28 protein-coding genes and 1 pseudogene are annotated in these 25,138 nt (G+C 66.1%); 12 read left to right on the forward strand and 17 right to left on the reverse strand.

The genetic code is table 11. The features are described from left to right. The first annotated feature begins 30 nt into the window (after nucleotides 1-30). The 12 genes and pseudogenes from flgC to flgL all read left to right on the forward strand — a co-directional run bounded on the left by flgC (nucleotide 31) and on the right by flgL (nucleotide 12,579). Complete coding sequence (flgC, locus tag BLQ85_RS13540) at nucleotides 31-447, forward strand: flagellar basal body rod protein FlgC (protein ID WP_074577787.1); 417 nt, start codon at nucleotides 31-33, stop codon at nucleotides 445-447. Between the two features lie 47 nt (nucleotides 448-494). Continuing rightward, the gene (locus BLQ85_RS13545; RefSeq protein WP_074577788.1) at nucleotides 495-1,160 is read left to right on the forward strand and encodes a flagellar hook assembly protein FlgD; all 666 of its coding nucleotides are present in this window, start codon (nucleotides 495-497) and stop codon (nucleotides 1,158-1,160) included. A gap of 99 nt (nucleotides 1,161-1,259) precedes the next feature. Further along, on the forward strand, nucleotides 1,260-2,546 hold the full coding sequence (gene flgE, locus BLQ85_RS13550) for a flagellar hook protein FlgE (RefSeq protein ID WP_074577789.1): 1,287 nt from the start codon (nucleotides 1,260-1,262) through the stop codon (nucleotides 2,544-2,546). Nucleotides 2,547-2,589: 43 nt separating this feature from the next. Then, the gene (locus tag BLQ85_RS13555; RefSeq protein WP_074577790.1) at nucleotides 2,590-3,330 is read left to right on the forward strand and encodes a flagellar basal body rod protein FlgF; all 741 of its coding nucleotides are present in this window, start codon (nucleotides 2,590-2,592) and stop codon (nucleotides 3,328-3,330) included. Nucleotides 3,331-3,368: 38 nt separating this feature from the next. Beyond that, entirely contained in the window at nucleotides 3,369-4,151 is a 783-nt protein-coding gene (flgG, locus tag BLQ85_RS13560) for a flagellar basal-body rod protein FlgG (RefSeq protein WP_007871741.1), read from the forward strand. Continuing rightward, nucleotides 4,151-4,822 carry a flagellar basal body L-ring protein FlgH gene (locus tag BLQ85_RS13565; protein ID WP_074577791.1) on the forward strand — a complete coding sequence of 224 codons (672 nt, stop codon included), beginning with the start codon at nucleotides 4,151-4,153 and terminating at the stop codon, nucleotides 4,820-4,822. Before flgG ends, BLQ85_RS13565 begins: the two co-directional genes overlap by 1 nt. 2 nt (nucleotides 4,823-4,824) lie before the next feature. Beyond that, on the forward strand, nucleotides 4,825-5,967 hold the full coding sequence (locus BLQ85_RS13570) for a flagellar basal body P-ring protein FlgI (RefSeq protein ID WP_074577792.1): 1,143 nt from the start codon (nucleotides 4,825-4,827) through the stop codon (nucleotides 5,965-5,967). A gap of 5 nt (nucleotides 5,968-5,972) precedes the next feature. Further along, nucleotides 5,973-6,905 (forward strand): flagellar assembly peptidoglycan hydrolase FlgJ, encoded by a 933-nt coding sequence (gene flgJ, locus BLQ85_RS13575; protein ID WP_074577793.1) that lies wholly within the window; start codon nucleotides 5,973-5,975, stop codon nucleotides 6,903-6,905. A 92-nt stretch (nucleotides 6,906-6,997) separates the two neighbouring features. Next, entirely contained in the window at nucleotides 6,998-8,722 is a 1,725-nt protein-coding gene (locus BLQ85_RS13580; protein WP_074577794.1) for a methyl-accepting chemotaxis protein, read from the forward strand. A 121-nt stretch (nucleotides 8,723-8,843) separates the two neighbouring features. After that, nucleotides 8,844-9,197: pseudogene (locus BLQ85_RS13585) on the forward strand (methyl-accepting chemotaxis protein); the annotation flags it as partial. Between the two features lie 168 nt (nucleotides 9,198-9,365). Beyond that, a complete protein-coding gene (gene flgK / locus BLQ85_RS13590; protein ID WP_074577796.1) occupies nucleotides 9,366-11,351 on the forward strand; it encodes a flagellar hook-associated protein FlgK in 1,986 nt (661 codons plus the stop codon). Nucleotides 11,352-11,361: 10 nt separating this feature from the next. Then, nucleotides 11,362-12,579 (forward strand): flagellar hook-associated protein FlgL, encoded by a 1,218-nt coding sequence (gene flgL / locus BLQ85_RS13595; protein ID WP_074578202.1) that lies wholly within the window; start codon nucleotides 11,362-11,364, stop codon nucleotides 12,577-12,579. On the opposite strand, the gene BLQ85_RS13600 is transcribed toward flgL, so the two are convergent. From BLQ85_RS13600 to fliG, 17 genes are all read right to left on the reverse strand, one after another. Continuing rightward, on the reverse strand, nucleotides 12,566-13,027 hold the full coding sequence (locus BLQ85_RS13600) for a hypothetical protein (protein WP_074577797.1): 462 nt from the start codon (nucleotides 13,025-13,027) through the stop codon (nucleotides 12,566-12,568). The two genes, flgL and BLQ85_RS13600, sit on opposite strands and share 14 nt — an antisense overlap. 63 nt (nucleotides 13,028-13,090) lie before the next feature. Continuing rightward, nucleotides 13,091-13,618, reverse strand: a complete 528-nt coding sequence (locus tag BLQ85_RS13605; protein ID WP_074577798.1) for a hypothetical protein — start codon at nucleotides 13,616-13,618, stop codon at nucleotides 13,091-13,093. A 199-nt stretch (nucleotides 13,619-13,817) separates the two neighbouring features. After that, on the reverse strand, nucleotides 13,818-14,387 hold the full coding sequence (locus BLQ85_RS13610) for a hypothetical protein (RefSeq protein ID WP_139200982.1): 570 nt from the start codon (nucleotides 14,385-14,387) through the stop codon (nucleotides 13,818-13,820). Continuing rightward, nucleotides 14,384-14,737 (reverse strand): hypothetical protein, encoded by a 354-nt coding sequence (locus BLQ85_RS13615; protein ID WP_139200983.1) that lies wholly within the window; start codon nucleotides 14,735-14,737, stop codon nucleotides 14,384-14,386. The genes BLQ85_RS13610 and BLQ85_RS13615 overlap by 4 nt, the downstream gene beginning before the upstream one ends. A gap of 23 nt (nucleotides 14,738-14,760) precedes the next feature. Continuing rightward, complete coding sequence (locus BLQ85_RS13620; protein WP_139200984.1) at nucleotides 14,761-15,396, reverse strand: hypothetical protein; 636 nt, start codon at nucleotides 15,394-15,396, stop codon at nucleotides 14,761-14,763. A 239-nt stretch (nucleotides 15,397-15,635) separates the two neighbouring features. Continuing rightward, entirely contained in the window at nucleotides 15,636-16,430 is a 795-nt protein-coding gene (fliR, locus tag BLQ85_RS13625) for a flagellar biosynthetic protein FliR (RefSeq protein WP_074577802.1), read from the reverse strand. 32 nt (nucleotides 16,431-16,462) lie between these two features. Continuing rightward, nucleotides 16,463-16,732: a flagellar biosynthesis protein FliQ gene (gene fliQ / locus BLQ85_RS13630; protein WP_074577803.1), complete on the reverse strand. Its 270-nt coding sequence runs from the start codon at nucleotides 16,730-16,732 to the stop codon at nucleotides 16,463-16,465. Between the two features lie 9 nt (nucleotides 16,733-16,741). Next, nucleotides 16,742-17,476, reverse strand: a complete 735-nt coding sequence (fliP, locus tag BLQ85_RS13635; protein ID WP_139201016.1) for a flagellar type III secretion system pore protein FliP — start codon at nucleotides 17,474-17,476, stop codon at nucleotides 16,742-16,744. Nucleotides 17,477-17,520: 44 nt separating this feature from the next. Then, nucleotides 17,521-17,997: a flagellar biosynthetic protein FliO gene (gene fliO / locus BLQ85_RS13640; protein ID WP_074577805.1), complete on the reverse strand. Its 477-nt coding sequence runs from the start codon at nucleotides 17,995-17,997 to the stop codon at nucleotides 17,521-17,523. After that, nucleotides 17,994-18,455, reverse strand: a complete 462-nt coding sequence (gene fliN / locus BLQ85_RS13645) for a flagellar motor switch protein FliN (RefSeq protein ID WP_074577806.1) — start codon at nucleotides 18,453-18,455, stop codon at nucleotides 17,994-17,996. Before fliN ends, fliO begins: the two co-directional genes overlap by 4 nt. Next, nucleotides 18,448-19,452, reverse strand: coding sequence for a flagellar motor switch protein FliM (gene fliM, locus BLQ85_RS13650; protein ID WP_074577807.1), 1,005 nt, complete (start codon nucleotides 19,450-19,452; stop codon nucleotides 18,448-18,450). The genes fliN and fliM overlap by 8 nt, the downstream gene beginning before the upstream one ends. A 27-nt stretch (nucleotides 19,453-19,479) precedes the next feature. Next, nucleotides 19,480-19,977: a flagellar basal body-associated protein FliL gene (gene fliL / locus BLQ85_RS13655; protein WP_074577808.1), complete on the reverse strand. Its 498-nt coding sequence runs from the start codon at nucleotides 19,975-19,977 to the stop codon at nucleotides 19,480-19,482. Between the two features lie 125 nt (nucleotides 19,978-20,102). Then, entirely contained in the window at nucleotides 20,103-21,455 is a 1,353-nt protein-coding gene (locus BLQ85_RS24695) for a flagellar hook-length control protein FliK (RefSeq protein WP_074577809.1), read from the reverse strand. Nucleotides 21,456-21,475: 20 nt separating this feature from the next. Further along, on the reverse strand, nucleotides 21,476-21,934 hold the full coding sequence (gene fliJ / locus BLQ85_RS13665) for a flagellar export protein FliJ (RefSeq protein WP_074577810.1): 459 nt from the start codon (nucleotides 21,932-21,934) through the stop codon (nucleotides 21,476-21,478). A gap of 49 nt (nucleotides 21,935-21,983) precedes the next feature. Continuing rightward, nucleotides 21,984-23,420, reverse strand: a complete 1,437-nt coding sequence (gene fliI, locus BLQ85_RS13670) for a flagellar protein export ATPase FliI (RefSeq protein ID WP_074577811.1) — start codon at nucleotides 23,418-23,420, stop codon at nucleotides 21,984-21,986. Beyond that, the gene (locus tag BLQ85_RS13675) at nucleotides 23,413-24,162 is read right to left on the reverse strand and encodes a flagellar assembly protein FliH (protein WP_083336858.1); all 750 of its coding nucleotides are present in this window, start codon (nucleotides 24,160-24,162) and stop codon (nucleotides 23,413-23,415) included. The genes fliI and BLQ85_RS13675 overlap by 8 nt, the downstream gene beginning before the upstream one ends. Further along, a complete protein-coding gene (gene fliG / locus BLQ85_RS13680; protein WP_371327285.1) occupies nucleotides 24,155-25,135 on the reverse strand; it encodes a flagellar motor switch protein FliG in 981 nt (326 codons plus the stop codon). The genes BLQ85_RS13675 and fliG overlap by 8 nt, the downstream gene beginning before the upstream one ends. Nucleotides 25,136-25,138: the final 3 nt, after the last annotated feature.

The raw sequence follows: 25,138 nt of genomic DNA on the forward strand, positions 1-25,138 counted from the left end.
CACTTCACCCACACAACAAGGTTGCAGCCCATGGCGGATTTCAACAGTTCCAGCGGCATCTTCGCGATTGCCGGTTCCGCCCTGACGGCGCAGTCCCAGCGCATGAACGTGGCGGCCAGCAATATGGCCAATGCCGACAGCGTGGCCGGCCCCGACGGCCTGCCCTATCGCGCGCGCCAGGTGGTGTTTGAAACCGCGCCCGTGCCCGGTGACGCCATAGGCGGCGTGCGCGTCTCGCGTGTCATTGAAGACGCTTCTCCCTTTCGCATGGTGCACGACCCCAAGAACCCGGCCGCCAATGCCGAGGGGTATGTGGCCATGCCCAATGTCAACCCGGTGGAGGAGATGGTCAACATGATCTCGGCCTCGCGCTCCTACCAGGCCAACGTCGAGGTGCTCAACACCGCCAAGACGCTGATGCTCAAGACCTTGACCGTCGGCCAGTAAGCGCCGCGCCTTCGCTTCTTCCACGATCCCCCAACAGGAAAAATCTCATGGCCGTGAACGCCCCCGCCGCATCCGACCCCGCGAGCACGCTGAACGCCCTGGCATCCAAGCAGGGCTCCGCCGCCGACAGCGAGCAGCGCTTCCTCAAGCTGCTGGTCACGCAGCTGAACAACCAGGACCCGCTGAACCCGCTGGACAACGCGCAGCTGACCTCGCAGCTCGCGCAGATGAGCACCGTGAGCGGCATTGAAAAACTCAACGGCGCGGTGCAGTCGCTGCTGGCCCAGAGCGGTGCCAGCCAGGTGTTGCAGTCGGCCGCGCTGATAGGCCGCACCGTGCTGGTGCCGGGCAAGGAGGCGGCGGTCAAGGGCGGCGTGCCGGACAAATTCGGCATAGACATCGCCGGTGCCGCCGACGCGGTGAAGGTCAGCGTGAAGAACGCGGCCGGCGAGGTGGTGCGCACTTTTGACCTGGGTGCGCTGCCGGCCGGCGTGAAGATGGTCGACTGGGACGGCAAGAGCGACACCGGCGCCGCCCTGCCCGACGGCAACTACAGCCTCAGCGTGACGGCCAAGGCCGGCAAGGAAGACGTGTTGTCCCTGGCGCTGACCTATGCCAAGGTCGCCAGCGTGGCGCAGGTCTATGGTGGCGCTTCGCTGGACCTGGGCGGCGGCCGCAAGGCCGGGCTTGACGAAGTCCGGCAGGTGCTCTGATTTTTTTGTGAGGTAGCGGCCTGACGGCCCCGGGGCAGCCGCCCCATTTCCCTTTAACCGCAAGCAATCCAGCAATCAACTGAATAAAAAGGAAACACCATGGGTTTCGCACAAGGGGTGAGTGGCCTGAATGCCTCCGCCAGCAATCTCGACGTCATCGGCAACAACATCGCCAACTCGGGCACGGTGGGCTTCAAGTCGGGCAACACGCTGTTCTCCGACGTCTATGCGGGCTCGCGCGTCGGCCTGGGCACGCGGGTCGCGGCCGTGGTGCAGAACTTCAGCGCCGGCGCAGTGCAAAGCAGCACACGCGGGCTGGACGTCGCCATCGTCAACGGTGACGGCTTCTTTCGCATGGCCAGCCCCAGCGGTGAGATCATGTATTCGCGTAACGGCCAGTTCGACCAGGACGCCGACGGTTTTATCGTCAATGCGGGCGGCCTGCGCCTGACCGGCTACCAGCGCTCGGCCAACGGCACGGTGGCCGGCGGCACGCCCGGCCCGCTGCAGCTGCCCACCGCGGCCATGGCGCCCAAGGCCACCCAAAGCATCGTCTCGCAGTACAACCTCGATTCGCGCAGCACGGTGCCCACCGCCACGCCCTTCGACGCCAACAACTCGGCCACCTACAGCTATTCGAACCCGGTCAAGGTCTACGACTCGCTGGGCAATTCGCACGAGATCAACACCTTCTTCGTGAAGACCGGCCCCAACGCCTGGAGTGTGTACGCCACGGCCGACGGCTACCCGCTCAACGCGACCGGCGGCATGATCGCCGCGCCCACGCCGGCCGGCCCGCCCGTGGTCGCCAACAGCGCGCCGCTGGCCACCGGCACCCTGGGTTTTGACGGCAACGGCAACCTGGTCGCCGGCGCGCCCACCACGCTGGTGGGCGGCAAGATCAGCTTCGCGGGCCTGAACTTTGCCAACGGCGCGAACGCGATGAGCTTCACCATGGACCTGACCAGCTCCACCCAGTTCGGCAACGTCAACGACCCGAAAAAGCTCACGCAGGACGGTTTCACCTCGGGCCAGCTCACGGCCTTCGCGATCAACGAGGACGGCACCATCACCGGCAAGTATTCCAACGAGCAGACCCAGACCCTGGGCCAGGTCGTGCTGTCGTCCTTTGTGAACCCCAACGGCCTGCAGCCCAAGGGCGACAACGTCTGGGCCGAAACCGCTGAGTCGGGCCAGCCCCTGACGGGCTCGCCGGGCAGCGGCACCAAGCTGGGCGCGCTGGCCTCGGGCGCGGTCGAGGCTTCCAACGTGGACCTGACCGGCGAGCTCGTCAACCTGATCATCGCCCAGCGCACCTACCAGGCCAATGCGCAGACCGTCAAGACGCAGGACCAGGTGATGCAGACCCTGGTGAACATGCGCTGATGCGCGTGAGACTGTGCGCCAGGCATAAGAACCAAGGAACAGCATGGACCGGATGATTTACATAGGCCTGGGCGGCGCCAAACAGGCGCTGGAGCAGCAGGCTTCGGTGGCCCACAACATGGCCAATGTGTCCACGCCGGGCTTTCGCGCGCAGATCAACAGCTTTCGCGCCGTGCCCGTGGTCGGCGAGGAAATGGGCACGCGCGCGCTGGTGGTGGCGACCACGCCGGGGGCCGACATGAGCGCCGGCCCGCTGATGCAGACCGGCCGGCCGCTGGACGTCGCGGTGCGCGGCGAGGGCTGGCTCACGGTGCAGATGCCCGACGGCAGCGAAGCCTACACGCGCCTGGGCAACCTGCAGGTGGACGCCGAGGGCCAGGTCAGCACGCAGGGCGGCCGCCCCCTGATGGGTGACGCCGGCCCGCTGGTGGTGCCGCCGGGCTCCGCGCTGGTGGTGGGCGGCGACGGTGTGCTCACCGCCATTGGCGCGGGTGACCCGGTAGTGGGCGCGGCTGAAGTCGGCCGCTTGAAGCTGGTCAACCCGGCCGCGGCCGACCTGGTGCGCGGCGACGACGGCCTGTTCCGCATGCAGGCCGGCCGGCCCGCGCCGCAGGCCGACCCGGATGTGCGACTGCAGACCGGCGCGCTGGAGGGCAGCAACGTGAACCCGGTCGAGGCCATGGTGCAGATGATTTCCAATGCGCGGCGTTTCGAGATGCAGATGAAGACCCTGCAGACCGCCGAGAGCAACGAGCAGCAGGCCAACAAGCTGCTGTCGAGCTGAGCCTTTATTGAAATTTTTTCCCCCGCAGGAGTTTTCCCATGATTCGTTCCCTCTGGATCGCCAAGACCGGCCTGGATGCGCAGCAGACCCAGCTCGACGTGGTCTCCAACAACCTGGCCAACGTGGGCACCACGGGCTTCAAGCGCAGCCGCGCGGTGTTCGAGGACCTGCTGTACCAGAACCTGCGCCAGAGCGGCGGCCAGACCTCGGACCAGACCCGCATGCCCTCGGGCCTGCAAATCGGCACAGGCGCGCGCGTGGTGGCGACCGAGCGCATACACACCCAGGGCAACCCGACCAAGACCGACAACCCGCGCGACGTGTCCATCAACGGCAGCGGTTTTTTCCAGGTGCTGATGCCCGACGGCACCAATGCCTACACGCGCGACGGCTCCTTCCAGCCCGACCAGAACGGCCAGCTGGTGACGGCCAACGGCTACCCGCTGCAGCCGGCCATCACGCTGCCGCAGGACACCACGGGCCTGACCATAGGCCGCGACGGCACGGTTTCCATCACCCAGGGCGGCTCCAGCGCCAGCGTGCAGATAGGCCAGATCCAGCTCGCGACCTTCATGAACCCCGCGGGCCTGGAGAGCAAGGGCGAGAACCTGTATGTGGAAACCGACGCCTCGGGCGGCGCCAACCAGACCGCGCCCGGCCAGAACGGTGCGGGTGTGCTGAACCAGGGTTACGTGGAATCGTCGAACGTGAACGTGGTGGAGGAACTGGTCAACATGATCCAGACCCAGCGCGCCTACGAGATCAACAGCAAGGCGGTGCAGACATCCGACCAGATGCTCGCGCGCCTGGCGCAGCTGTGATGCGTGGCTGTGTGCTGGCCGCCGCCGGGCTGCTGCTGGGTGGTTGCGCCCAGCTGCCGCGCGAGCCCATCGTGCACCAGCCCATGACGGCGCGCTACGACGCGCAGCCGCGGCCGGCCGTGCCGGCCCACGGCTCGATTTACCGCACCAGCTTTGGCGCACAGGCGCTGTTTGAGGACAGGCGGCCGCGCCAGGTGGGCGACATCCTGACCATCGTCATCAACGAGAACATCAACGCCAGCAAAAATTCAGCCGCCGACGCCAGCCGAACCAGCAGCGCCACCTCGGCCCTGGGCCTGGTGCCCAAGCTGCTCAGCGGCCTGGTCTCCAGCGACCAGGATGCCGATGCCAGCGGCAAGAACGTCATGAGTGCCAAGGGCGGTGCCAATTCCAAGAACACCTTTAACGGCGTGATCACGGTCACGGTGGTGGAGCTGCTGGCCAACGGCAACCTGCTGGTCAGCGGCGAAAAACAGATGCTGATCAACCAGGGCACGGAATACATACGTTTTTCCGGCGTGGTCAACCCGCGTACCGTGGGCGCCAACAACGCCGTGCCCTCGACCCAGGTGGCCGACGCGCGCATCGAGTACAGCGCCAAGGGTTATATCGACGAAGCGCAGACCATGGGCTGGCTGCAGCGCGTCTTCCTCAACGTCTTGCCGTTCTGACCATGCTGCGCTCCTCGTCTCATTTCACTTTTGCCGGTGCGCGGGCGCTCAGGCTGTGCCTGCTGCTGCCGGCCTTGATCGCCTTGCCGGTGCTGCCGGTGCAAGCCGAGCGCATCAAGGACCTGGCCAGCATCCAGGGCGTGCGCGACAACCCGCTGATTGGTTACGGCCTCATGGTGGGCCTGGACGGCAGCGGCGACCAGACCATGCAGACGCCCTTCACCACACAAAGCCTGAACAACATGCTGGGCCAGCTCGGCGTGACGGTGCCGCCCGGCACCAATATGCAGCTCAAGAACGTGGCGGCCGTGATGGTGACCGCCGTGCTGCCGCCGTTTGCGCGTCCCGGCCAGGCCATAGACGTCACCGTCTCGTCGCTGGGCAATGCCAAAAGCCTGCGCGGCGGCACCTTGCTGATGACGCCGCTCAAGGGCGCGGACGGCCAGGTCTATGCGCTGGCCCAGGGCAATATGGTGGTGGGCGGCGCGGGTGCCTCGGCCAGCGGCACCCAGGTCAAGGTCAACCAGCTGAGCTCGGGCCGCATCCCGGCTGGTGCGATTGTCGAGCGCGCGGTGGAGTCCCCGCTGGGCGGCGACGGCAGCTTGATGATTGAGCTCAACAAGACCGATTTCGGTACCGCGCAAAAAGCCGTGGACGCCATCAACCGCAGCTTCGGCCCCGGCACGGCGCAGGCACTGGACGCGCGCGTGATCCAGGTCAATGCGCCGGCCCGGCCCGAGGAGCGTGTCGGTTTCCTGGCCCGCATCGAGGACATTGACGTGAACCCCTCGCAGGCCGTGGCCAGGGTGGTCATCAATGCGCGCACCGGCTCGGTGGTGATGAACCAGGCGGTGCGCATCAACGACTGCGCGGTGGCGCACGGCAGCCTGTCGGTGGTGATCAACACCGACCCGGTGATCAGCCAGCCCGGCGCGTTTTCCGGCGGCAACACGGTGGCCACCCAGCGTTCGCAGATCGAGCTGAACCAGGGCGGCGGCGCGCTGCAGGTTGTCAAGGGTGGGGCTTCGCTGGCCGAGGTGATCAAAGGCCTCAATGCCCTGGGCGCCAACCCGCAGGACCTGGTGTCCATCCTGCAGGCCATGAAGGCCGTGGGCGCGCTGCGCGCCGAACTTGAAATCATCTAGGCCACATGAACAATACCTCCGTCTCCGGCGCCAGCGGTTTCAACACGCCGGCCACCAGCGTGCTGGACCAGCGCCTATCGCTGGACGTGCAGGGTGTGGACGAGCTGCGGCGCACGGCGCGCAGCTCGCCGCAGGAAGGCATGAAGCAGGCCTCCAAGCAGTTTGAAGTGATGTTCATGGGCATGGTGCTCAAGAGCATGCGCGAGGCCACGCCCTCGGAGGGCCTGTTCGGCAGCCAGTCCGAAAAAATGTACACGGCCATGCTGGACCAGCAGCTGGCGCAAAACCTCTCAGGCCGCGGCCTGGGCCTGGCCGATGCCATGTATGCGCAGTTGAGTCGCATGGCGGGCGGCGAGGCCGGCGCGGCGGCGCCCAAAGCCGCGCCGCTGCCGGCACCGGCTGTTTCCCAAGGCCGTGCACCCGACCTGTCGCTCTATGAAGAAGCCACGGCGCAGGCCACGCTAAGCCGCAGCGCGTTGCCGCAGGCCCATGTCGAGGCCTTTGTCTCGCGCCTGCTGCCGGCCGCGCAGCGCGCCAGCGAAGCCAGCGGTGTGCCCGCGCAGCTGATCATGGCGCAGGCGGCGCTGGAGTCCGGCTGGGGCAAGCGCGAAATCCGCAAGGAAGACGGCAGCAGCAGCTTTAACGTTTTCGGCATCAAGGCCGATAAAAGCTGGAAGGGCCCCGTGGCCGAAAGCGCCACCACCGAATACCTCAACGGCGTGCCGCAGAAAACCCGCGCCGCTTTCCGCGCCTATGGTTCTTATGACGAGGCTTTCGCCGACTACGCGAAATTCCTCGCCGCCAACCCGCGCTATTCCGGTGTGGTCGCCACACGCGACCCGGCCGAGGCCGCGCACGGCCTGCAGCGCGCCGGTTATGCAACCGATCCCGAGTACGGCGGAAAACTGGTGCGCATCATGCGGCAGATGAGCACATAGGCGTTGGCCGCCGGCCGGCGGCAACCGGGAGAGTTTGGTTTAGTTATCTGGGTCCAAGGCCTGCATCCGCGGCCATACAAGGAAATAAAAATATGCAATGGTTTCATCAACTCCGTGTCATGACCAAACTGGTCGGCAGTTTCCTCATCGTGGCGGCCATAGGCGCCGTCATCGGTGGGCTGGGCATTTTCCACATGGGCCGCATCAGCGCCGCCACCGAAAGCCTCTACAACCAGGAGGTGCTCGCGCTCAAGGGCGTGCAGGAGGCGAATATCCACCTGGTTTACGCCAGCCGGGCGCAGCTGGGCTTGCAGTCGGCCTCGTCCATAGGCGAGCGCAACACCGGCAAAAAAGACATCGCAGCGGCCCTGCAAGGCATTGAGGACCGCATGGCCGAGGTCAAGCCGCTGCTCGAAGACGAGGCCAAGGGCCAGGCGCTGTACCAGCAGTACGCCGCCAAAATGCCGCAGCTCAAGCAGCGCATGAACGACTTTGTGGCCCTGCTGATGAAGCAGTCGCTGGACTCTTCGCAGTACGACGGCAAGGTGGCCGAGGACAGCGCCGTGCTGCTCAAGGAATCGCGTGCGGTCGAGGAAATCCTGCAGCAGATGGTGGCTTACAGCGACGGGCAGGCCAAGGCCAGCATGGAGAACGTGGCGGCCACCTACCGCAACTCGCGCCTGGCCATGGTGGTGCTGGTGCTGGGCGGCATCGCGGCCAGCGTGGGCCTGGGCGTGGTGATGTCGCGCATGCTGGGCCGGCAGATAGGCGGCGAGCCGGCCTATGCCGCGGCCGTTGTGGACCGCGTGGCCCAGGGCGACCTGACGGTGCATGTGGCGCTGCGCAAGGGCGACAGCCACAGCCTCTTGTATGCCATCCACAAGATGCAGCAGGAACTGGCGCGTGTCATCAGCCAGATCCGCCAGGCCAGCGGCACCATCGCGACCGCGTCGAGTGAGATTGCGGCCGGCAACCATGACTTGTCATCGCGCACCGAACAACAGGCCAGTTCGCTCGAAGAGACGGCCGCTTCCATGGAGGAGCTCACGGGCACCGTCAAACAAAATGCCGACAATGCGCGCCAAGCCAACCAGCTGGCGGTGTCCGCATCCAGTGTTGCCGTCAAGGGCGGCACGGTGGTCGCCGAAGTGGTGGGCACCATGGGCGCGATCAATGCCTCCTCGCGCAAGATTGTGGACATCATTGGTGTGATCGACGGCATTGCCTTCCAGACCAATATCCTGGCCTTGAATGCCGCTGTGGAAGCCGCCCGTGCCGGTGAACAGGGCAGGGGTTTTGCCGTGGTGGCCGCCGAGGTGCGCAACCTGGCCCAGCGCAGCGCGGCGGCGGCCAAAGAGATCAAGACCCTGATCGATGATTCGGTCAGCAAGGTCGAGGAGGGCAGCAGCCAGGTGGCCGAAGCCGGCAAGACCATGGACGAGATTGTCGACAGCGTCAAACGCGTGACCGACATCATGGCCGAGATCACGGCCGCCAGCCAGGAACAGACCTCCGGCATAGAGCAGATCAACCAGGCCATTACCCAGATGGACCAGGTCACGCAGCAGAATGCGGCACTCGTTGAACAGGCCGCCGCCGCGGCGTCTTCGCTGCAGGAGCAGGCCAGCGGCCTGTCGGACGCGGTCAGCGTGTTCAAGCTGCAAGGGGGCGATCTGCCACAGCAGCAGCCCACGCCGCGCCGCCCGGCCAACCCTATCCGTACGGTGGCGACGCCGAAACAGCCGCCCCAGGCCCGGCAGGCCATCGCGCCGCCGCTGGCGGCCGGCGCGGGCGGCGGCAGCTGGGAGACTTTCTAAAAAAATCCGGCGCGGCGTGGCAAATTGCTCAAGTTTTGCCGCAGCCGGCCGATAAGCAGGGGCGAGGCGTGCCGCGGGCATGGCCTTGCACGCCGACATCATTGATTTTCAAGGAGTGCGCATGCACACGACCACCAGCCATCCTGTATCGACTATTGAAGAAAAATCGCCGGCCCCCACGCTGGGCTACCCCGGTGTGGCCGCCGGCCCGCTGCCGGCCGAAAAAGTCGCCGACATCATAGGCATGATCGACGGCATCGCGCTGCGCACCCGCAGCCTGGCCCACGCCGCGGCTGAAGCGGCCCATGCCGGCGAGCAGGCCCGGGGTTTTGCCCTGATGGCCGCCGAAGTCAAAAGCCTGGCCCAGCGCAGCGCGGCGGCGGTCCGGGAGATCAAGGGCCTGATTGGCGATTCCGTCCACAAGGCCGGCCAGGCCGAGGAAGAGCGCCGGCAGCGGTTTGAGGAACGCGCGAAACGCTGGCAGCGTTCGCTGACGGCTTAAGCCGCCCGAGCGGGCGAGGCAGGCCGGCCTCAAGTTCCCAGGGGCCCGGCCGTTATCCCTCTATATATATGTAGTGAGCGCCGGTACTCCCAGGCGCTCCCCTGGCATCCAGAGCGTATGCCGCCGTGAAAGACCCGATTTATGTCCAATAGCATGTTTTACACCGGGCTCAGCGGCCTTAACGCCGCCCAGGCCGCACTGGTGACCACCGGCCACAACACCGCCAACGTCAACACGCCCGGCTACAGCCGCCAGTCCGCGCAGGTCGCGACCGCCGGCGGCGTGTACCGTGCCAGCGTGGGTTTTTTCGGCAGCGGCGCCGAGGTGGTCGACGTGACCCGCAGCTACGACGCCTACCTGGCCTCGCAGCTCAACCAGGCGCAGTCGCTGAACCAGTCGCTCACCACTTACTACACACAGATCAGCCAGATCGACAACCTGCTGGCCAACCAGAAAGCGGGCCTGGCGCCCCAGCTGCAATCGCTGTTCACCAACATCCAGGCGGTGGCCAACACGCCGGCCGACCCGGCCGCGCGCCAGCAGCTGATCAGCTCCGCCCAGGCCGCGGCCAACCAGTTCCGCTCCATGGACCAGTACCTGAGCGGCCTGAACAACACGACCAACGACCAGATCTCGGGCACCGTCGACCAGATCAACAGCTATGCCGAGCAGATCGCCAGCCTCAACAAACAGGTGGCCCTGCTCAGCAATGCCTCGGGCGGCCAGGCCCCCAACGACTTGCTGGACCAGCGCGACCAGCTCGTCAACCAGCTGGGCCTGCTGGTGGGCACCAAGCTGGTGGTGCAGGACGGCGGCCAGTACAACATCACCATAGGCAACGGCCAGTCCCTGGTGCTGGGCGACAGTGCCAGCAAACTCGCGGCGGTGCGCTCGGCGGCCGACCCCAGCCGCATGGCCGTCGCGGTGGTCAACGCGGCCGGCATGGCGGTGCAGATGCCGGACAGCATGCTCACCGGTGGCATGATGGGCGGGCTGATGCAGTTCCGCAGCGAAACCCTGGCCCCCGCGCAGAACGCGCTGGGCCGCATCGCGATCGCGCTGTCCGACGCCTTCAACGCCCAGCACAAACTGGGCATAGACCTGAACGGTGCGCTGGGCGGCAATTTTTTCTCGCAGGCCAGCCCCGGCCTGCTGGCCAACAGCCGCAACACCGGCAACCTGGTGATGACGCCCTCGTTCTCCAACACCAGCCAGCTGACGACCAGCGACTACCGGCTGGACGTGGGCGCCGGCCCCAGCTACACGCTGACCCGCCTGTCGGACAACCAGGTGATACCGATGACCGCGGGTTTCCCGGGTGCCGCCCCCGCCAACACCACGACCTTTGACGGCGTCACGCTGACCTTGGCCAGCGGCGCCGGCGCGCCCGGCGATTCGTTTTTGATCCAGCCCACGCGCACCGGCGCGCGCGACCTCACGGTGCTGGTCAGCGACCCGGCCAAAGTCGCGGCGGCTTCGCCTGTCGTGACCGGCAACACGGCCGCCAACCAGGGCAGCGGCAAGATCAGCGCCGGCAAGGTGGACGCGGCCTACCCCGCCACGCCGCTGGCCGCGAAGGTGACGCTCACTTACGACGCGGCCACCAACCAGCTGTCGGGCTTCCCGGCCGGCGCGGCCGTGACCGTGACGCGTGCCGACGGCACGCCGGACCCGGCCAGCCCCTATGCGCCCGGCGCATCGGTCAGCTATACGCCGGGCGCGACCCTGAGCTTTAACGGCATCAGCCTCACCATCAGCGGCGCGCCGGCCAACGGCGACAGCTTTACCGTCGACAAAAACACCGGCGGCATCTCCGACGGCAGCAATGCGCTGCTGCTGGGCGCGCTGCAGAACAAAAAAACCATGGGCGGCGGCACGGCCAGCTTTAACGACTCTTATGCCCAGCTGGTCAGCAGCGTCGGCAACAAGGCCAGGCAGATCCAGATCGCCGGCACGGCGCAGACCAGCCTGGCCACGCAGATACGCTCGGCCCAGCAGTCGGTCTCGGGCGTCAACCAGGACGAGGAAACCGCCAACCTGCTGATGTTCCAGCAGATGTACCAGGCCAATGCCAAGGTCATACAGACGGCATCGACCATGTTTGACGCGGTCCTCGGGATCAACTAAGGAGCCCATGATGCGTATCAGCACCCAGTCTTTTTATGAACAAAGCCAGAGCGCCATGGGCTCGCAGCAAAGCAGCCTGCTGCGCGTGCAGCAGCAAATCGGCGCCATGACCAAAATCCTCGCGCCCTCGGACGACCCGCTGGGCGCCACGCGCGCGCTGGCCGTCTCGCAGTCCATCGCGCTGAACTCGCAATACGCCACCAGCCGCAAGCAGGCCGGGCAGATGCTTTCGCTCGAAGAGAATTCCCTGCAAAGCGTGACCACCGTGCTGCAGAACGTCAAAAGCCTGCTGGTCGAGGCCGGCAACGGCACCATGACCGACGCCGACCGCGCCACCCTGGCCACCACCTTGCAAAGCGCTTTTGACCAGCTGCAGGGCCTGGCCAACACCGACGACGGCAACGGCCAGTTTTTGTTTGCCGGCTTCAAGACCGGCAGCCCGCCTTTTGTGAAACAGGCCGATGGCAGCATCCTCTATGCCGGCGACCAGGGCCAGCGCCTGATGCAGGTCGACGTCTCGCGCCAGATGGCCGGTAGCGACGACGGCCGCAGCATTTTCCAGAGCGTGCAGGGCGGCGCGGGTTATGTCACCCAGGCCCAGGCCGGCAACACCGGCAGCGGCGTGTTCAGCGCGAGCTCGGTGAGCAATATTGCCGACCCGAACTACGGAAAAGACTTCGTCATCACCTTCACCACGCCGACCACCTACCAGGTCGACACCAACACGCTGCCGCCGGTCGCCATCGTGCCCTCCACCGCCTTCACCGCGGGCAGCCCCATCCAGTTCGGCGGCCTGCAGCTCAGCATCATCGGCACGCCCGCGGCCGGCGACAGCTTCCACGTGGCCACCGCCAAAAACGCCGGCACCGACGTCTTCGCCGCCATCAGCGACGCCATCACCGCGCTGCGCGCCCCGGTCAACGGCGCCGGCCCGGAAGCACAGGCCAAACTGCTCAACGCCCTGAGCACCGCCAACCGCAAAATCACCAACGCCCACGACAACGTGCTCACGGTGCGCGCCTCGGTAGGCACCCGCCTGCAGGAACTCGACGCCCTGGGCGACACCGGCGACAGCCGCGCCCTCTACGACAAAAGCTACCTCTCAGACCTGCAGGACCTGGACTATGCGAGCGCGATTGCCGAGTTCTACCAGCGCCAGACCGCACTGCAGGCCAGCCAGCAGACTTTTGTGCGGATCCAGCAGATTGCCTTGTTTAACTACCTGTAGGGCGGGCGGCTGGTTTGGCCCGGCCAGGCGCTGGCTTCTTCAGCGCCTGGTATTCGCCATTGAAATCTTCCAGGAACAGCTTGCCTGTTCCGAGGTCTACCAACATGGTGAATCGGCGTTCAAAACGGTTCAGCCTGTCGACATAGACCGTCACGCTCTGACGGCATCTGCCTTTCCATAACACCGGTTGATCCATGCCGTCGATGTAGGCGACACGGCCCACCGGATCTGCCTGTTTTGCCTCGCGTTGAACGGTCTTGTATTTGTCGGTGCGCTCCACAAGCCTTCGCGCTTGTTGCTGGGCATCTTCTGAAAAAACACAAACCGGCTTGGCTGTAGCGTCTGCTGCTGGCTTCGCTATCGATGATTCGACATGCGAGAACAACAGGACCACGGCAACAACGGCATTGCTGAGCGAAACCGGGTTCCGGAGAATCTGAAATTTCATGCAGTTATTCCCTTGGTCCTGAGCTTAATTCCCGGGCTCTCGAACTTCAGGCCCATCTGGATATCATCCCTGCTTTTCTTGAGAAACGCTACGAACAAAGGCGCGACCGAAATACAGGCATAGCAGCAGGAATACCGCCACCACGAATCCACCCATGGCAGTCTGCTTCCAGAAGTTGACGGTCAGGCTGCAACTGTCAAGGTGAAAAGCATCCGCAAGTGCAGACCCTACCGGGCCGGCTTTGCAGAATTCTTCCTGCGGGTTGTGAACCAAGGCCGCAATCGACAAGAAGAAAGCGAACGCTTGGGAAAGCTCAATGGCGATCATGTCGGCCAGCGTTGGCCTTTGACGGCTCAATGCAGCAATGACCAGATAGACAGCCATGCCTATGCCCATTGCCAGCAAGGCCGCAACAATCATTTCGGGTGATGTGACCAAGCCAGGAATGTGTGTGAGCACCAACGCCAGCTCCATTTGAGAGAGCAGGCTCAGGGATGCGATCGTCACCATGCCTGGCGTTAGCAGTAGCGCCAAGCACATAAAGAACAGCGGCTTGAATGACTTGGCAAGGCTATCTGAGAGAGTTGACATTGGTTCTCCGTTCAATGGCGCTCATTATTGAGGCAAGCAGTGTCAAAACAATGCTTGCCAGCCAGACGTATGCCCCGGCGCCAATTGAGGTAATTTGGCCGGCTTCAGCGTCTCGTGAGGAGGCCCATCCGAGAGTCTGAACTGCTTTGAAATCCAGGGATAGCAGTACCGCCAATGTGCTGATGACGATTGCGTGGTTTCACAAAACTTGCTGCTGAGCCGGTGACGTCAGCGAGGTGGAGAGCTCATCGGTACTAATGCCTGTCACCTGAATCGGCTTTCTCGGCTCAGGCGCCGGCTTGGGAGCACCCGGCGGGAAAATCCGGAGCCGCACGATGTGGTTGCTCGCGGGTGAGACATGCTCGAATACCTCCAAAATCCCTTTCTGGAAAACCAGCTGGATGCCGATGGTGGGATAGGTTCCGTTGAGTCTGGACCTGATGAGGATGGACATTTCATGTCGGCGGCCTTCCTGGACCCATTCGAGCTTCACGCTCTCGGGCGGCGGCAGTGTGGTGGTGATCGCATAGCCGCCCTGGCATCGGTCGTTAGTGTCCTTGGCCTGGGCGGGCAGTGTGGGGACGGCCCACAGGGCGCCGCTGTAGTGGATGCGTACCTCCGACACGGCGACGGTTGCCAGGTTGCAGACATACACTTTGTGCTGTGCCTTCTGTTGTGTCGCGCAGCCCTGGAGACACACGGCACAAACGCAGGCCAGCAGCAAGAGAAAAGCAAGGTGCCGGCTCGACGCTTGCGGTCGTTTGCTCATGGCGTTTCCTCGCAAGAGCTGGGTGCCGGCATGCGAGTGCACTGCCCAGGCACCACCCGCAGCCAGCCATTGGCATCCAGCGCCAGGCAGTCGTCCTGCGGAACCAGGATGCTGGCCTCTATGGAGAAGCGCTTGACGGGTTTCTCCGCCGGCGATGCCCGCGGGCGGCGCAATTCGTAGCAAAGCTTGAATTGCTCCAGGCGCTGGCCTGGGGGAATGGCAGGGGTGTTGCTGGTGGCTTGTGGGCTGGACTGGTCGCTGGAAGGGGCGTGCACCGGGATGGCGGCAGCGCAAGCGGCCAGGGTCACTGTGATGCCTGCTTGTGCAGCGCCCAGAACGGTGCGGCTCATCAAGGTCTTGCGTAGCTTCATCATCAGGCCCTATCTCCAACGCTGCGCACCGGGCCTGGTGCCGGGCAACCAGCCAGCGTTAAATCCAGCTCGGTGACCAGGGTGCTGGCGGGTGTGAAGCCTGGGTATCTCGCCTTCACGTCACTCAGGACGCGAGCCAGTGCTTCGTCAGCGCTCTTGCCGGGCAGCCAGCCGTTGACCAGCAGGGTGTCCAGGTCCTTATTGGCGCTGCTGTTGCTCATCGCGGCGGAGACGATATAGAGGGTGAGGCCGGGCTTTCTGGGGTTGCCTGGCTTGCCTGCGGCGCAAGTGCCCGGCGGCAGCGTGATGTCGGTGACCGTGGTTTGTGCAATCGCGTAGCCCGGGTATCTCTCCAGCACCAGGCGCGTGAAAAGGCCGGTGGCTTCGTCGACGCTGGCGGCCGTTTGCACGGAGTGGACCAGCCTGAAGGTGAAGTCCTGTACGCCTTCGCGCAGGATGGCGGAGACCAGGTAGTGGGTTTTTGGGCTTGCCTTCGCGGGCTTGTTATTGCCTGGCCCGGCGGATCGGCCAATGCTCGGCAGGGCCAGGCTCATGCCCAGGCAGGCCGCATGCGCGAGCCACACTCGCCGGGCGCATTCCGGGGCTTGTTGTTCCCCGTTGTTCGTGTTTTTCCTCATGGCTCCCCTGTTCCTCGGAAAACCCCCGCCGCTTTGCCGCTGGGCAGAGCCCATGGCGATCAGGTGTGGGGGAGGTGTTTGCGTGGTGCCAATGGCTGCCCGCCGTGTGGGCGAGCCAGGCTTCTAGTGGCGACGCTGAACGGTATGCGAGCGCGCGAGGGAGGGCCGCGCGGAATGTCCGCGCGCGGTCATTGTTTGTGGGATTTAGGCGGTGAAAGCCGGGTCCGTGTTCGCGAACACTACTGCCGCAAACCCTGCAAAACCCCCAGCGTCCCCGCAAACGCCGCCGCAAAGCGCGGCTCCAGGAAGGGCGCGAGGTATTGCATCAGCAGCTGCAGCATGGCGATGCCGGCCAGCAGGGTGATGGGGAAGCCGACGGCGAAGATGCTGAACTGCGGTGAGACGCGGTTCAGGATGCCCATGGCGAGATTGAGGGTCAGCAGGGTGGCGATCAGGGGCAGGGCCAGCATCAGGCCGCCAGCAAAGATTTCGCCGCCGGCGTTGGCCAGCAGGAACCAGCCGCCGGCCGCCAGCGGTGCGTCGGAAATCGGCAAGGCCTGGAAGCTTTCGGCCAGCACCATGACCAGCATCAAATGGCCGTCGACCGCCAGAAAAATCAGCATGGCCATGACGTTGAGCAGGCGCGCGACCACCATGGTGTTGCCGCCGCTGGTGGGGTCAAAAAAGGACGCGAAGGACAAGCCCATTTGCAGGCCCGCATATTCACCGGCGGCCTGGACCGCCGCAAAAACCATGCGCATCGAGAAACCCATGGCCGCGCCTATGAGGATTTGCTGGACCAAAATCCAGAAGCCGGCGGGGGAGACTATGGGCACGGCCGGCATGGCGCCTAGCGTGGGCGCGACGACGATGGCCAGCAGCGCGGCCAGGGCGACCTTGGCACGGCGCGGCACGGCGTGTTCGCTGAAGATGGGGGCGGTGCTGATCAGGGCCAGCATGCGCACAAAAGGCCATAAAAAAAACACCAGCCAGAGATTGAGCTGGCCGGAGGTGGCCGAAAAAACCGGCTGCATGTTTTTCTTGCTTGCCCGACCTGTGCGGGCCTTCAGCCCACCAGCTGCGGGATGGAGGAAAACAGATTGCGCATGTAGTCCAGAACCAGGCCCAGCATCCAGGGCCCGGCAATCACCAGGGTGGCAAAGACGGCGAGCAGCTTGGGGATAAAGGACAGCGTCATTTCATTGATCTGTGTGGCGGCCTGGAACAGGCTGATCAGCAGGCCGGTGACCAGGGCCACCAGCAGCAGCGGCGCGCCCAGCAGCAGGGAGAGCTTCATGGCCTCATAGCCCAGCGCCATGACGGATTCAGGTGTCATCTATGCCCCCTAAAGGTAGAAGCTTTGCGCCAGCGCGCCTATCAGCAGCTGCCAGCCGTCGACCAGCACAAACAGCATGAGCTTGAAGGGCAGCGAGATGGTGGCGGGCGGCACCATCATCATGCCCATGGACATCAGCACACTCGCGACGACCAGGTCGACGATGAGGAAGGGGATAAAAATCGTGAAGCCGATCTGGAAGGCGGTCTTGAGTTCGCTGATCACAAAGGCCGGCAGCAGGATGCGCAGTGTCACCTGTTCGGGGCCTTCGAGTTTCTCGATATGGGCCAACCGCGCGAACAGGGCCAGGTCGGCCTCGCGGGTCTGCTTGAGCATGAACTGCTTGAAGGGCTCGACACCGCGCTCCAGGGCCTGTTCGGCGCTGATCTTGTTCTCAGAAAAAGGCTTGTAGGCGGCGCTGTGCACTTTGTCGAAGACCGGCGACATGACGAAGAAGGTCAGGAACAGCGAGAGCCCGACCAGCACCTGGTTGGGCGGCGAAGACTGTGTGCCTATGGCGGTGCGCAGCAGGCCCAGCACAATGAGGATGCGCGTGAAGCTGGTCATGGACAGCAGCAGCGCCGGCAAGAACGACAGCGAGGTCAGCAGCACCAGGGTTTGCACGCTGAGCGACCAGGTCTGGCTGCCGCCCGGGCCCTTGGTGCTGGTGATGCCGGGCAGGCCCTGGGCCGAGGCGGCCTCGGGCAGCAACATCAGCGCGACCATGAGGAACGCGGGCAGCATCAGCAGGGCCACGCTGGCGCGCAGGCCGGGAAGCTTGTTCTTCATCAGTCGCGTTTCTTGAGCTTGACCAGCGACTCAAGCAGCTTGTTTGAAAAAGCACTGCCGGGGCCGGAGAAGCCCTGGGTCGCTGGGGCCGCGCCGGTGTCGGGAAGGGTTTGCGCGGGCATGTTATGCAGCGCGCGGACCTGGCCCGCCGCCACGCCCAGCACCAGCCACTGGCCGCCGACTTCGACGACGACCACGCGCTCGCGCTGGCCGACCATGGCGCTAGCGACCACTTTCAGCAGGCGGCCGCTGCCGGTTTGCTGCAGGCCGAAACGCCGCGCCACCCAGGCGCAGCCAAAAATCATCGCGACGACAAAAGCCAGGCCCAGGCCGGCCTGCAGCAGGCCGGCGGCGCCGAAAGAGGAGCGCACCGGCTCGGCGGTGGCCGTGGGCACGGTGGGCAGCACCGCGGCGGCCGACAGGCAGATGCCGGCCAGCAGCAGGGCGGTGAGCCCGCGAAACAAGGCACGCTTCATCGGTTCAGCTTCTGCATGCGTTCGGAGGGCGTGATGATGTCGGTCAGGCGTATGCCGAACTTGTCGTTGACGACCACCACCTCGCCCTGGGCGATCAGGTAGCCGTTGATGAACACATCCATGGGCTGGCCGGCCAGGCCGTCGAGCTCGACGACCGAACCCTGGGACAGCTGCAGCAGGTTTTTGATGGTGATGCGGGTGCGGCCCAGCTCGGTGGTCAGCTGCACCGGCACGTCGAGCACGCGGTCTATGTCGCCGCGCGCGATCTCGAAGCCGGTGTTGCCCTGCAGCGGCTGGAACACGCGCTCGCCGGCCGCGGTGGAGGAGGCCGCGGGCGCCGCGGGTGCCGGTGCAGGGGCCGGCGCGGCGGCCGGCGCACTGGACTGCGCCTGCTCGGCGAGCGCGCTGCCCCAGTCGTCGAGCTCGGCCGCGGGCTGCGCTTTGCTGTCTTCACTCATGGTCTTTTCCCTTGCTGGAGTCGCTGTCCTGGTGGTGGATCATTTTTTCCACGCGCAGGGCATAGTGGTTGTTGGAGGTGCCGTAGCCGCATTCCATGACGGGCACGCCGTTGACCTTGCCGATGATGGTGTCCGGGATCTCGACGGGCAGCACGTCGCCGGCCTGCAGCTTGAGCAACTGGCCTATGCTCGATTGCAGGGTCAGGAAGTGGGCGCGCAGCTCGACCTCGGCGCTCTGCACCTGCTGCGACAGCTGCTTGACCCAGCGCTTGTCGACCTCGATCGCGTCCTGCAGCGGGTTCGCCAGCAGGTCGCGTATCGGCTCGATCATGGAATAGGGGATGCAGACGTTGAGCGCTCCGCCCAGGGGGCCGAACTCGATCTGGAAGGTGGTGTTGACCACCACCTCGTTGGGCGCGACGATGTTGGCCAGCTTGGCGTGCATTTCGGCGCGCACGTATTCAAATTCGAGCGGGTAGACCGGCTGCCAGGCGCCGCCGTAGCTTTCGAGCGTGAGATTGAGCAGGCGCTTGATGATGCGCTGCTCGGTCTGCGTGAAGTCGCGCCCTTCGATGCGCACGTGGTAGCGGCCGTCGCTGCCGAACAGGTTGTCGACGACCAGGAAGACCAGCTTGGGGTCGAACACGAACAAGGCCGTGCCGCGCAGCGGCTTCATGTGCATCAGGTTGATGTTGGCCGGCACCGGCAGGTGGCGTATGAAGTCGCCGTATTTCTGGATCTGCACCGAGCCGACCGAGATGTCGGCGCTGCGCCGCATGAATGTCAGCAGCGCGCCGCGCAAATGGCGCGCGAAACGCTCGTTGATGACCTCCAGCGTGTGCATGCGGCCGCGCACGATGCGCTCGTCCGTGCCGAGCTTGTAGGTCGGCGGGCCCGCGGGCGCGGCCGGCCGCGGGGCCGCCGCGCCGGCGTCGCCGGTGACGCCCTGCAGCAGCGCATCGACCTCGTCCTGCGAGAGCTGTGCTTCATAAGCCATGGGCGGATTCGGGTTGCATAGGCCGCTTTACTGCAGCATGAAGGTGGTGAACATCACGCTGGAGATCTTCAGCGAGGGCAGGTTGGCCACCAGGGGCTGGTTCAGCGCCGCCATGATCTCGGCGGCGAGCTTGGCTTTTTCCTCGGGCGTGATCAGCGCATCGGAGGCGCGGTTGGACAGCACCGTGAGCAGCCGGCTGCGCACTTCGGGCAGGTACTGGGTGACCAGCGCCTGCGATTTGGCGTCAGGCACCTTGAGCGTGACGGCGGCGTGCAAAAAACGGCTGCGGCCGCCCGGCTGCAGGTTGACGGTCATGGGCTCCAGCGCCACAAACAGCGGGGCGGCCGGCAAGGGGGCGGCGGCGGGCGCGGCCTCGGCGCTGCGCCGGCTGCTGAAGTAATAGGTCGCGCCCGCGGCCGCGGCGGCGGCCACGACCGACAGGGCGATCAACAGGGCGATAAGCCGGGGTGAGGGTGAGGGCTGGCGCGTGCTCAATGTCTTCGCAGGGAGTGTGCTGGTAGCCATGGCTGTGGGGAAGTGAATGGGTCAATGGATTGTTGGGGAAAAGGCCCGCAGGGCATCGCTGGAGCAGCAGGGGGAAAACGCTTCAACTTCGGCATTTGCCGGGAGCGCCCGCCCTGCTTGTGCGTTCAGGCGTAGGTGTCCACCTTGCCGCGGCGGGGCGTGGGTGCCGTGGCTGCGGGGGACTGGGCTTGCGCATCGGCCGGCAGGTAGCCCGGCTGGCCCGATGGCCCGGGCCGGCCGTTCTGGCCTTGGTGGGTTTGCGCAAAGGCCGCTTGCTGCTGGCCGCCGGAATCCACCGAGGTATTGCCCAGGCTGATGCCGCTGTCGGCCAGCGTGCTGCGCAGCTGCGGCAGGGCGGCTTCGACGGCGGCGCGCACCGAGGAATGCGCCGACACAAACAAGGCCTGCACCTGGTTGTCGTTCATGCTGAGCGTGACCTTGAGCGGGCCCAGGCCGGGCGGGTTGAGCTGCAGCTCGGCCACCTGCTCGCCGGCCTTGCCCATGTGCAGCATTTGCCGGCCCAGGGCTTGGCCCCATTCGTCGCTGCCGACTTCGGGTGTGAGTACTGGCTGGCCAGGTGCGGCCGCCGCGGCCGGGATGGCGGGTGCGGCCTGGGTGTGAACGGTGGGGGCTGTGGTGCTAAGGCTGATGCCGGGGCTTGCGGTTGGCGCCGCGTTTTCGGGCTGGCTGGCGCCGGGGGCCAAAGCCTGGGTCGCGCTGCCAGCAGTTTCAGCGGCCGCGTCCTTGGCCGCTGTGGTGGCGGGCGCTTTGGCCGCTGCGGGTTTTTGTTCGGCGCGCGTGTCCATGCCCAGGACTTCGCGCGCCTCATCGCTGGGGCGTTGCCCTTGTCCTGAAGATGCTTGCGACGCGTTCTCTTGGGCCGCGCCGGCCGGGATGGTTATAGACCCCGCAGGCAGGGCGGCGGCTGTTTTGTCGCTGGCAGCGGAAGGCGCAGTGGGTTCGGACGATTCCCGGCCTTTGGTGGGCACAGCGGCTGCGGCGGTCGCACCGGAGGCGAGCAGGGCTTGCGGCACGGGTGTTGGCTCATCGCCGACGGGGGCTGCATCGCTGGAGGCCGCCGCTGCGGTGGACGCTGTGGGGGCCGCGGGCAGTTCCGCCGAAGGCGGCGTACCAAGGGCCGAAGCCATGGCGCCGCCGGGCGCGGCGGTGCCGCTGTCGCTGTTTGCCGCCTTGGCGATGCGTGTTTCCAGCGGCACAAAAAGCAGCGCCGCGGTGTTGACGATGTCAGCCGCTTCGGTTTTGTCATCGGCGAGGCGTTTGGCGGGAACAGGGGCTGCCGGTTTGCCGCCGAGTTTGGCGGGCGCTTCGCCCGAGGCCGCGAGCGAGCGCGACAGCACCTCGCCAAAACTTTCGCTATCGCCCTGGGGGCTGTCGTCGCCGCGCGCGGAGACCGTGGACGAAACGCTGCCGCTGGGGACAGGCGCCGGGCTGGAGAGCGAAGGGGGTAACAGGGACATGGCGGTTTCCAGTCTTGGATCTAGTGGCCCTGCAGGCCGGCGCGCAGCTGGAAAAACTGGCGCGCGCTGCGTTCGTCGTTGTCGCGCTGTTCGCGTTTGTGCTGCACGGCGATTTCCTGCAGGCGAACGCGGCCGGCCAGGGTGTCGAAGGAATTGAGGCGGCGCTGGCTGCTTTGCCAGTCGCCGCGCCCGGTCGCGAGCCGGGTGTCGGCCTGCGCGGTGATGGCGCGCTGCTGCTCGATGGCGCTGTCCAGCGTGCTGATGAAGTGGTTGAAATTGCGCATTTGTGCCGCCGGCACACCCGCGACCATGCGCACTTGCAGCTGGTCCAGGTATTCCTGGCGGTAGCGCTGCAGCATCTCGAGTTTGTCGGCGGCGCTGGTGCGCGCGGCCTGCAGCTGGCCGAGGCGGCGCGTGGCCTCGTCGGTCTTGTTCTGCGCCAGTTCAATCAGCGTGGCGAGCGGCAGTCTGGTGGCCATGGGGAGATTCCTGGGGTTGGGGTTCTGGAGAAAGACGAGAAGATGGGGATCAGGCCTGGAAGATGGCGTTGAGCTGGTCGGTGGCTTCGCCGTGGCCCACGCGCTCCTCCATGGTCTGCTGCAAAAAAGCTTCCATGCGCGGGTACAGCGCGATGGCCTGGTCCAGCTGCGCGTCGTGGCCGGGGGCGTAAGCGCCCACGCTGATCAGGTCGCGGTTGCGCTGGTAGCGCGACAGGGCCTGCTTGAAGCTGCGCACGGCCTGGAATTGCGTGGGCGTGATCAGTGCCGTCATGGCGCGGCTGATGGAGGCTTCGATGTCTATGGCCGGGTAGTGGCCCGATTCGGCCAAGCTGCGCGAGAGCACCACATGGCCGTCGAGGATGGCGCGCGCCGAGTCGGCAATCGGGTCCTGCTGGTCGTCGCCTTCGGCCAGCACGGTGTAGAAGGCGGTGATCGACCCGCCGCGGCCCTCGGCATCGCGCGCGCCGTTGCCGGCGCGCTCCACCAGCGCGGGCAGCTTGGCGAAGACCGAGGGCGGGTAGCCCTTGGTGGCCGGTGGTTCGCCCACGGCCAGCGCGATCTCGCGCTGCGCCATCGCGTAACGTGTCAGCGAGTCCATGATGAGCAGCACGTTCTTGCCCTCGTCGCGGAAATATTCGGCCAGGCAGGTGGCATAGGCCGCACCCTGCAGGCGCAGCAGCGGCGAGGTATCGGCCGGCGCCGCGACCAGCACGGCGCGCGCCATGCCTTCTTTGCCCAGGGTGTTTTCGATGAAGTCCTTGACCTCGCGGCCGCGCTCGCCGATCAGGCCGACGACGATGACGTCGGCACTGGTGTAGCGCGCCATCATGCCCAGCAGCACGCTTTTGCCGACGCCGGAGCCCGCAAACAAGCCCATGCGCTGGCCGCGCCCCACGGTCAGCAGCGCGTTGATGGCGCGCACGCCGACGTCCAGCACGCTGTCAATCGGCGCGCGGGTCAGCGGGTTGATGGGCTTGGCGGCCAGCGGCACCTCGCGCGAAAAATCCAGCGGGCCGCGCCCGTCCAGCGGCCGGCCGGCGGCATCGACCACACGGCCCAGCATGCCGGCGCCCACCGGCAGCCGTTTGGTGCGCGGGCCGAGTCCGCCGGCGTGGCCGGTGGGCGAATCCAGCGCGTAGACGCGCGCGCCGGGCAGCAGGCCGTCGACCTCGCTTTGCGGCATCAAAAAAATCCGGTCGCCGGCAAAACCCACGACCTCGGCCTCGGCGGTTTTTTGCGGGTAGCCGGGCGGCAGCTCGATCAGGCAGTCGCTGCCGACCGGCAGGCGCAGGCCGACGGCTTCGAGCACCAGCCCGACGGCGCGCGTGAGCCGGCCGTAGCTGCGCACCGGCACGCTTTGCGCGACCGCGTTGCGCGCCTCGGCCAGCGCGCCGTGCCAGGCGCGCAGCGGGCTGGCGGCAGGAATATCGGCGGCAATAGCGGCCGGGGTGGCTTGTTCAGGCATGGACCACAACCGGGGTGTGCATGGCGGTTTTGACCAGGGCCGCGGTGACGCGCTCCCAGCGGCCCGGCAGGCTGGCGTCCTGCTCGCCGCTGGCCGCCAGCACGCGGCAGCCGCCGCGCTGGCAGTTCACGTCGCCGCGTATGCGCCAGCCGGCGGCTTGCAAATCTTCGGCCAGGTGCTGCTGCACCAGGGCCGCGTCATCGGGGTGCAGCACCAGCTGCGGCGCGCCGCTGAGCGCCGGTTCGGCCTGCAGCAGTTCGCGCACCACCGGCAGGATGGCGCCGCTGTCGAGTGCCAGGGCCTGGCCCAGCACCTGGCGCGCGATGTCCAGCGCCAGGGCCAGCAAGTTATCGGCGATCTCGGCCTGGGCGCCGCGCAGCGCGTCGGGTAATGTCTGCGCCAGCGCGCGCAGCTGCCGCGCCTCGGCCTGCACTTCGGCGACGGCCTCCGCGCGGCCCTGCGTGTGGCCCTGGGCGAAGCCCTGACGAAAGCCTTCGGCCTCACCGCTGCGCAGGGCCTGCAGGCGCAGCTGGGCCAGCTCGACGTCGTTGATCAGCACCTCGGGCTTGAGCGGCGCGACCACGGGCGCCGGTTTGGGTTCGGGCGGCAGGTCGGGCGCGGGATCCTGCGCGATGGCCGTCATTTCCCAGCGTTCCCAGGCGGTGAGCGCTTCCTTGGCGCCGTTGGCGCGGCGCGCGAAGGGCGGCCCGGACCGCGCTGTGTTGGCGGGCTTGTTATACATAGGAGTCGTTGCCCTGGCCACCGAGCACGATCTCGCCGGCATCGGCCAGGCGGCGCACGATCTGCAGGATGCCCTTTTGTTCGGCCTCGACCTGCGAGACGCGCACCGGGCCGCGCATCTCGATGTCCTCGCGCAGCATTTCGGCGGCGCGCTGCGACATGTTCTTGAGGAATTTGTCGCGCAGCTCCAGCGGCGCGCCCTTGAGCGCGATGATCAGCGACTCCGACTCCACCTCCTTGAGCAGCAGCTGCACGCTGCGGTCCTCGAGTTCGAGCAGGTTCTCGAACAGGAACATCTCGTCGATCATCTTCTGCGCCAGCGCCTCGTCGTGCTCGCGCACGTGCTTGATGACGCTTTCCTCCTGCGCGCTGCTCATCATGTTGACGATCTCGGCGGCCGCGCGTATGCCGCCCAGGCGGCTGCGCTTGACGCCTTCGCCGGACAGCATGTCGGTGAGCACGTCGGTCAGCTCCTTGAGGGCGGCCGGCTGCACGCCGCCGAAAGTGGCCACGCGCAGCACGGCGTCGTGGCGCACGCGCTCGGGCAACTGCTCGAGCACTTCGGCGGCCTTGTCGCGGTCCAGGTGCACCAGCAAGGTGGCGATGATCTGCGGGTGCTCGTCGCGTATCAGCTCGACGACCTCGGTCGCCTCCAGCTGGTTCAGGCGGTCTATGCCGCTGGTCGAGCTGTCGGGCTGGGAAATGCTTTCCAGCAGGTCGGCCGCGCGGGTGTTGCCCAGGGCCTTGTTGAGCACGGCGCGCAGGTAGCTGCCGGCATCCACATGCGTGGCCGAGTACTGCTCGGTTTCCTCGCGGAACTCGCGCAGCACCTCGCTGACCTCGTCGCGCCTGACCTGCGCCAGGCCGGCCATGGCCTTGCCCAGGGTTTGCACCACATGCTGGGGCAGGTGCTGCAGCACGCTGCCGGCGCCGGCCTCGCCCAGCGACATCAACAGGATGGCGCTTTTGCGCATGCC

This window comes from Polaromonas sp. JS666 (assembly GCF_900103405.1).
Classification (GTDB): Bacteria; Pseudomonadota; Gammaproteobacteria; order Burkholderiales; family Burkholderiaceae_C; genus Polaromonas.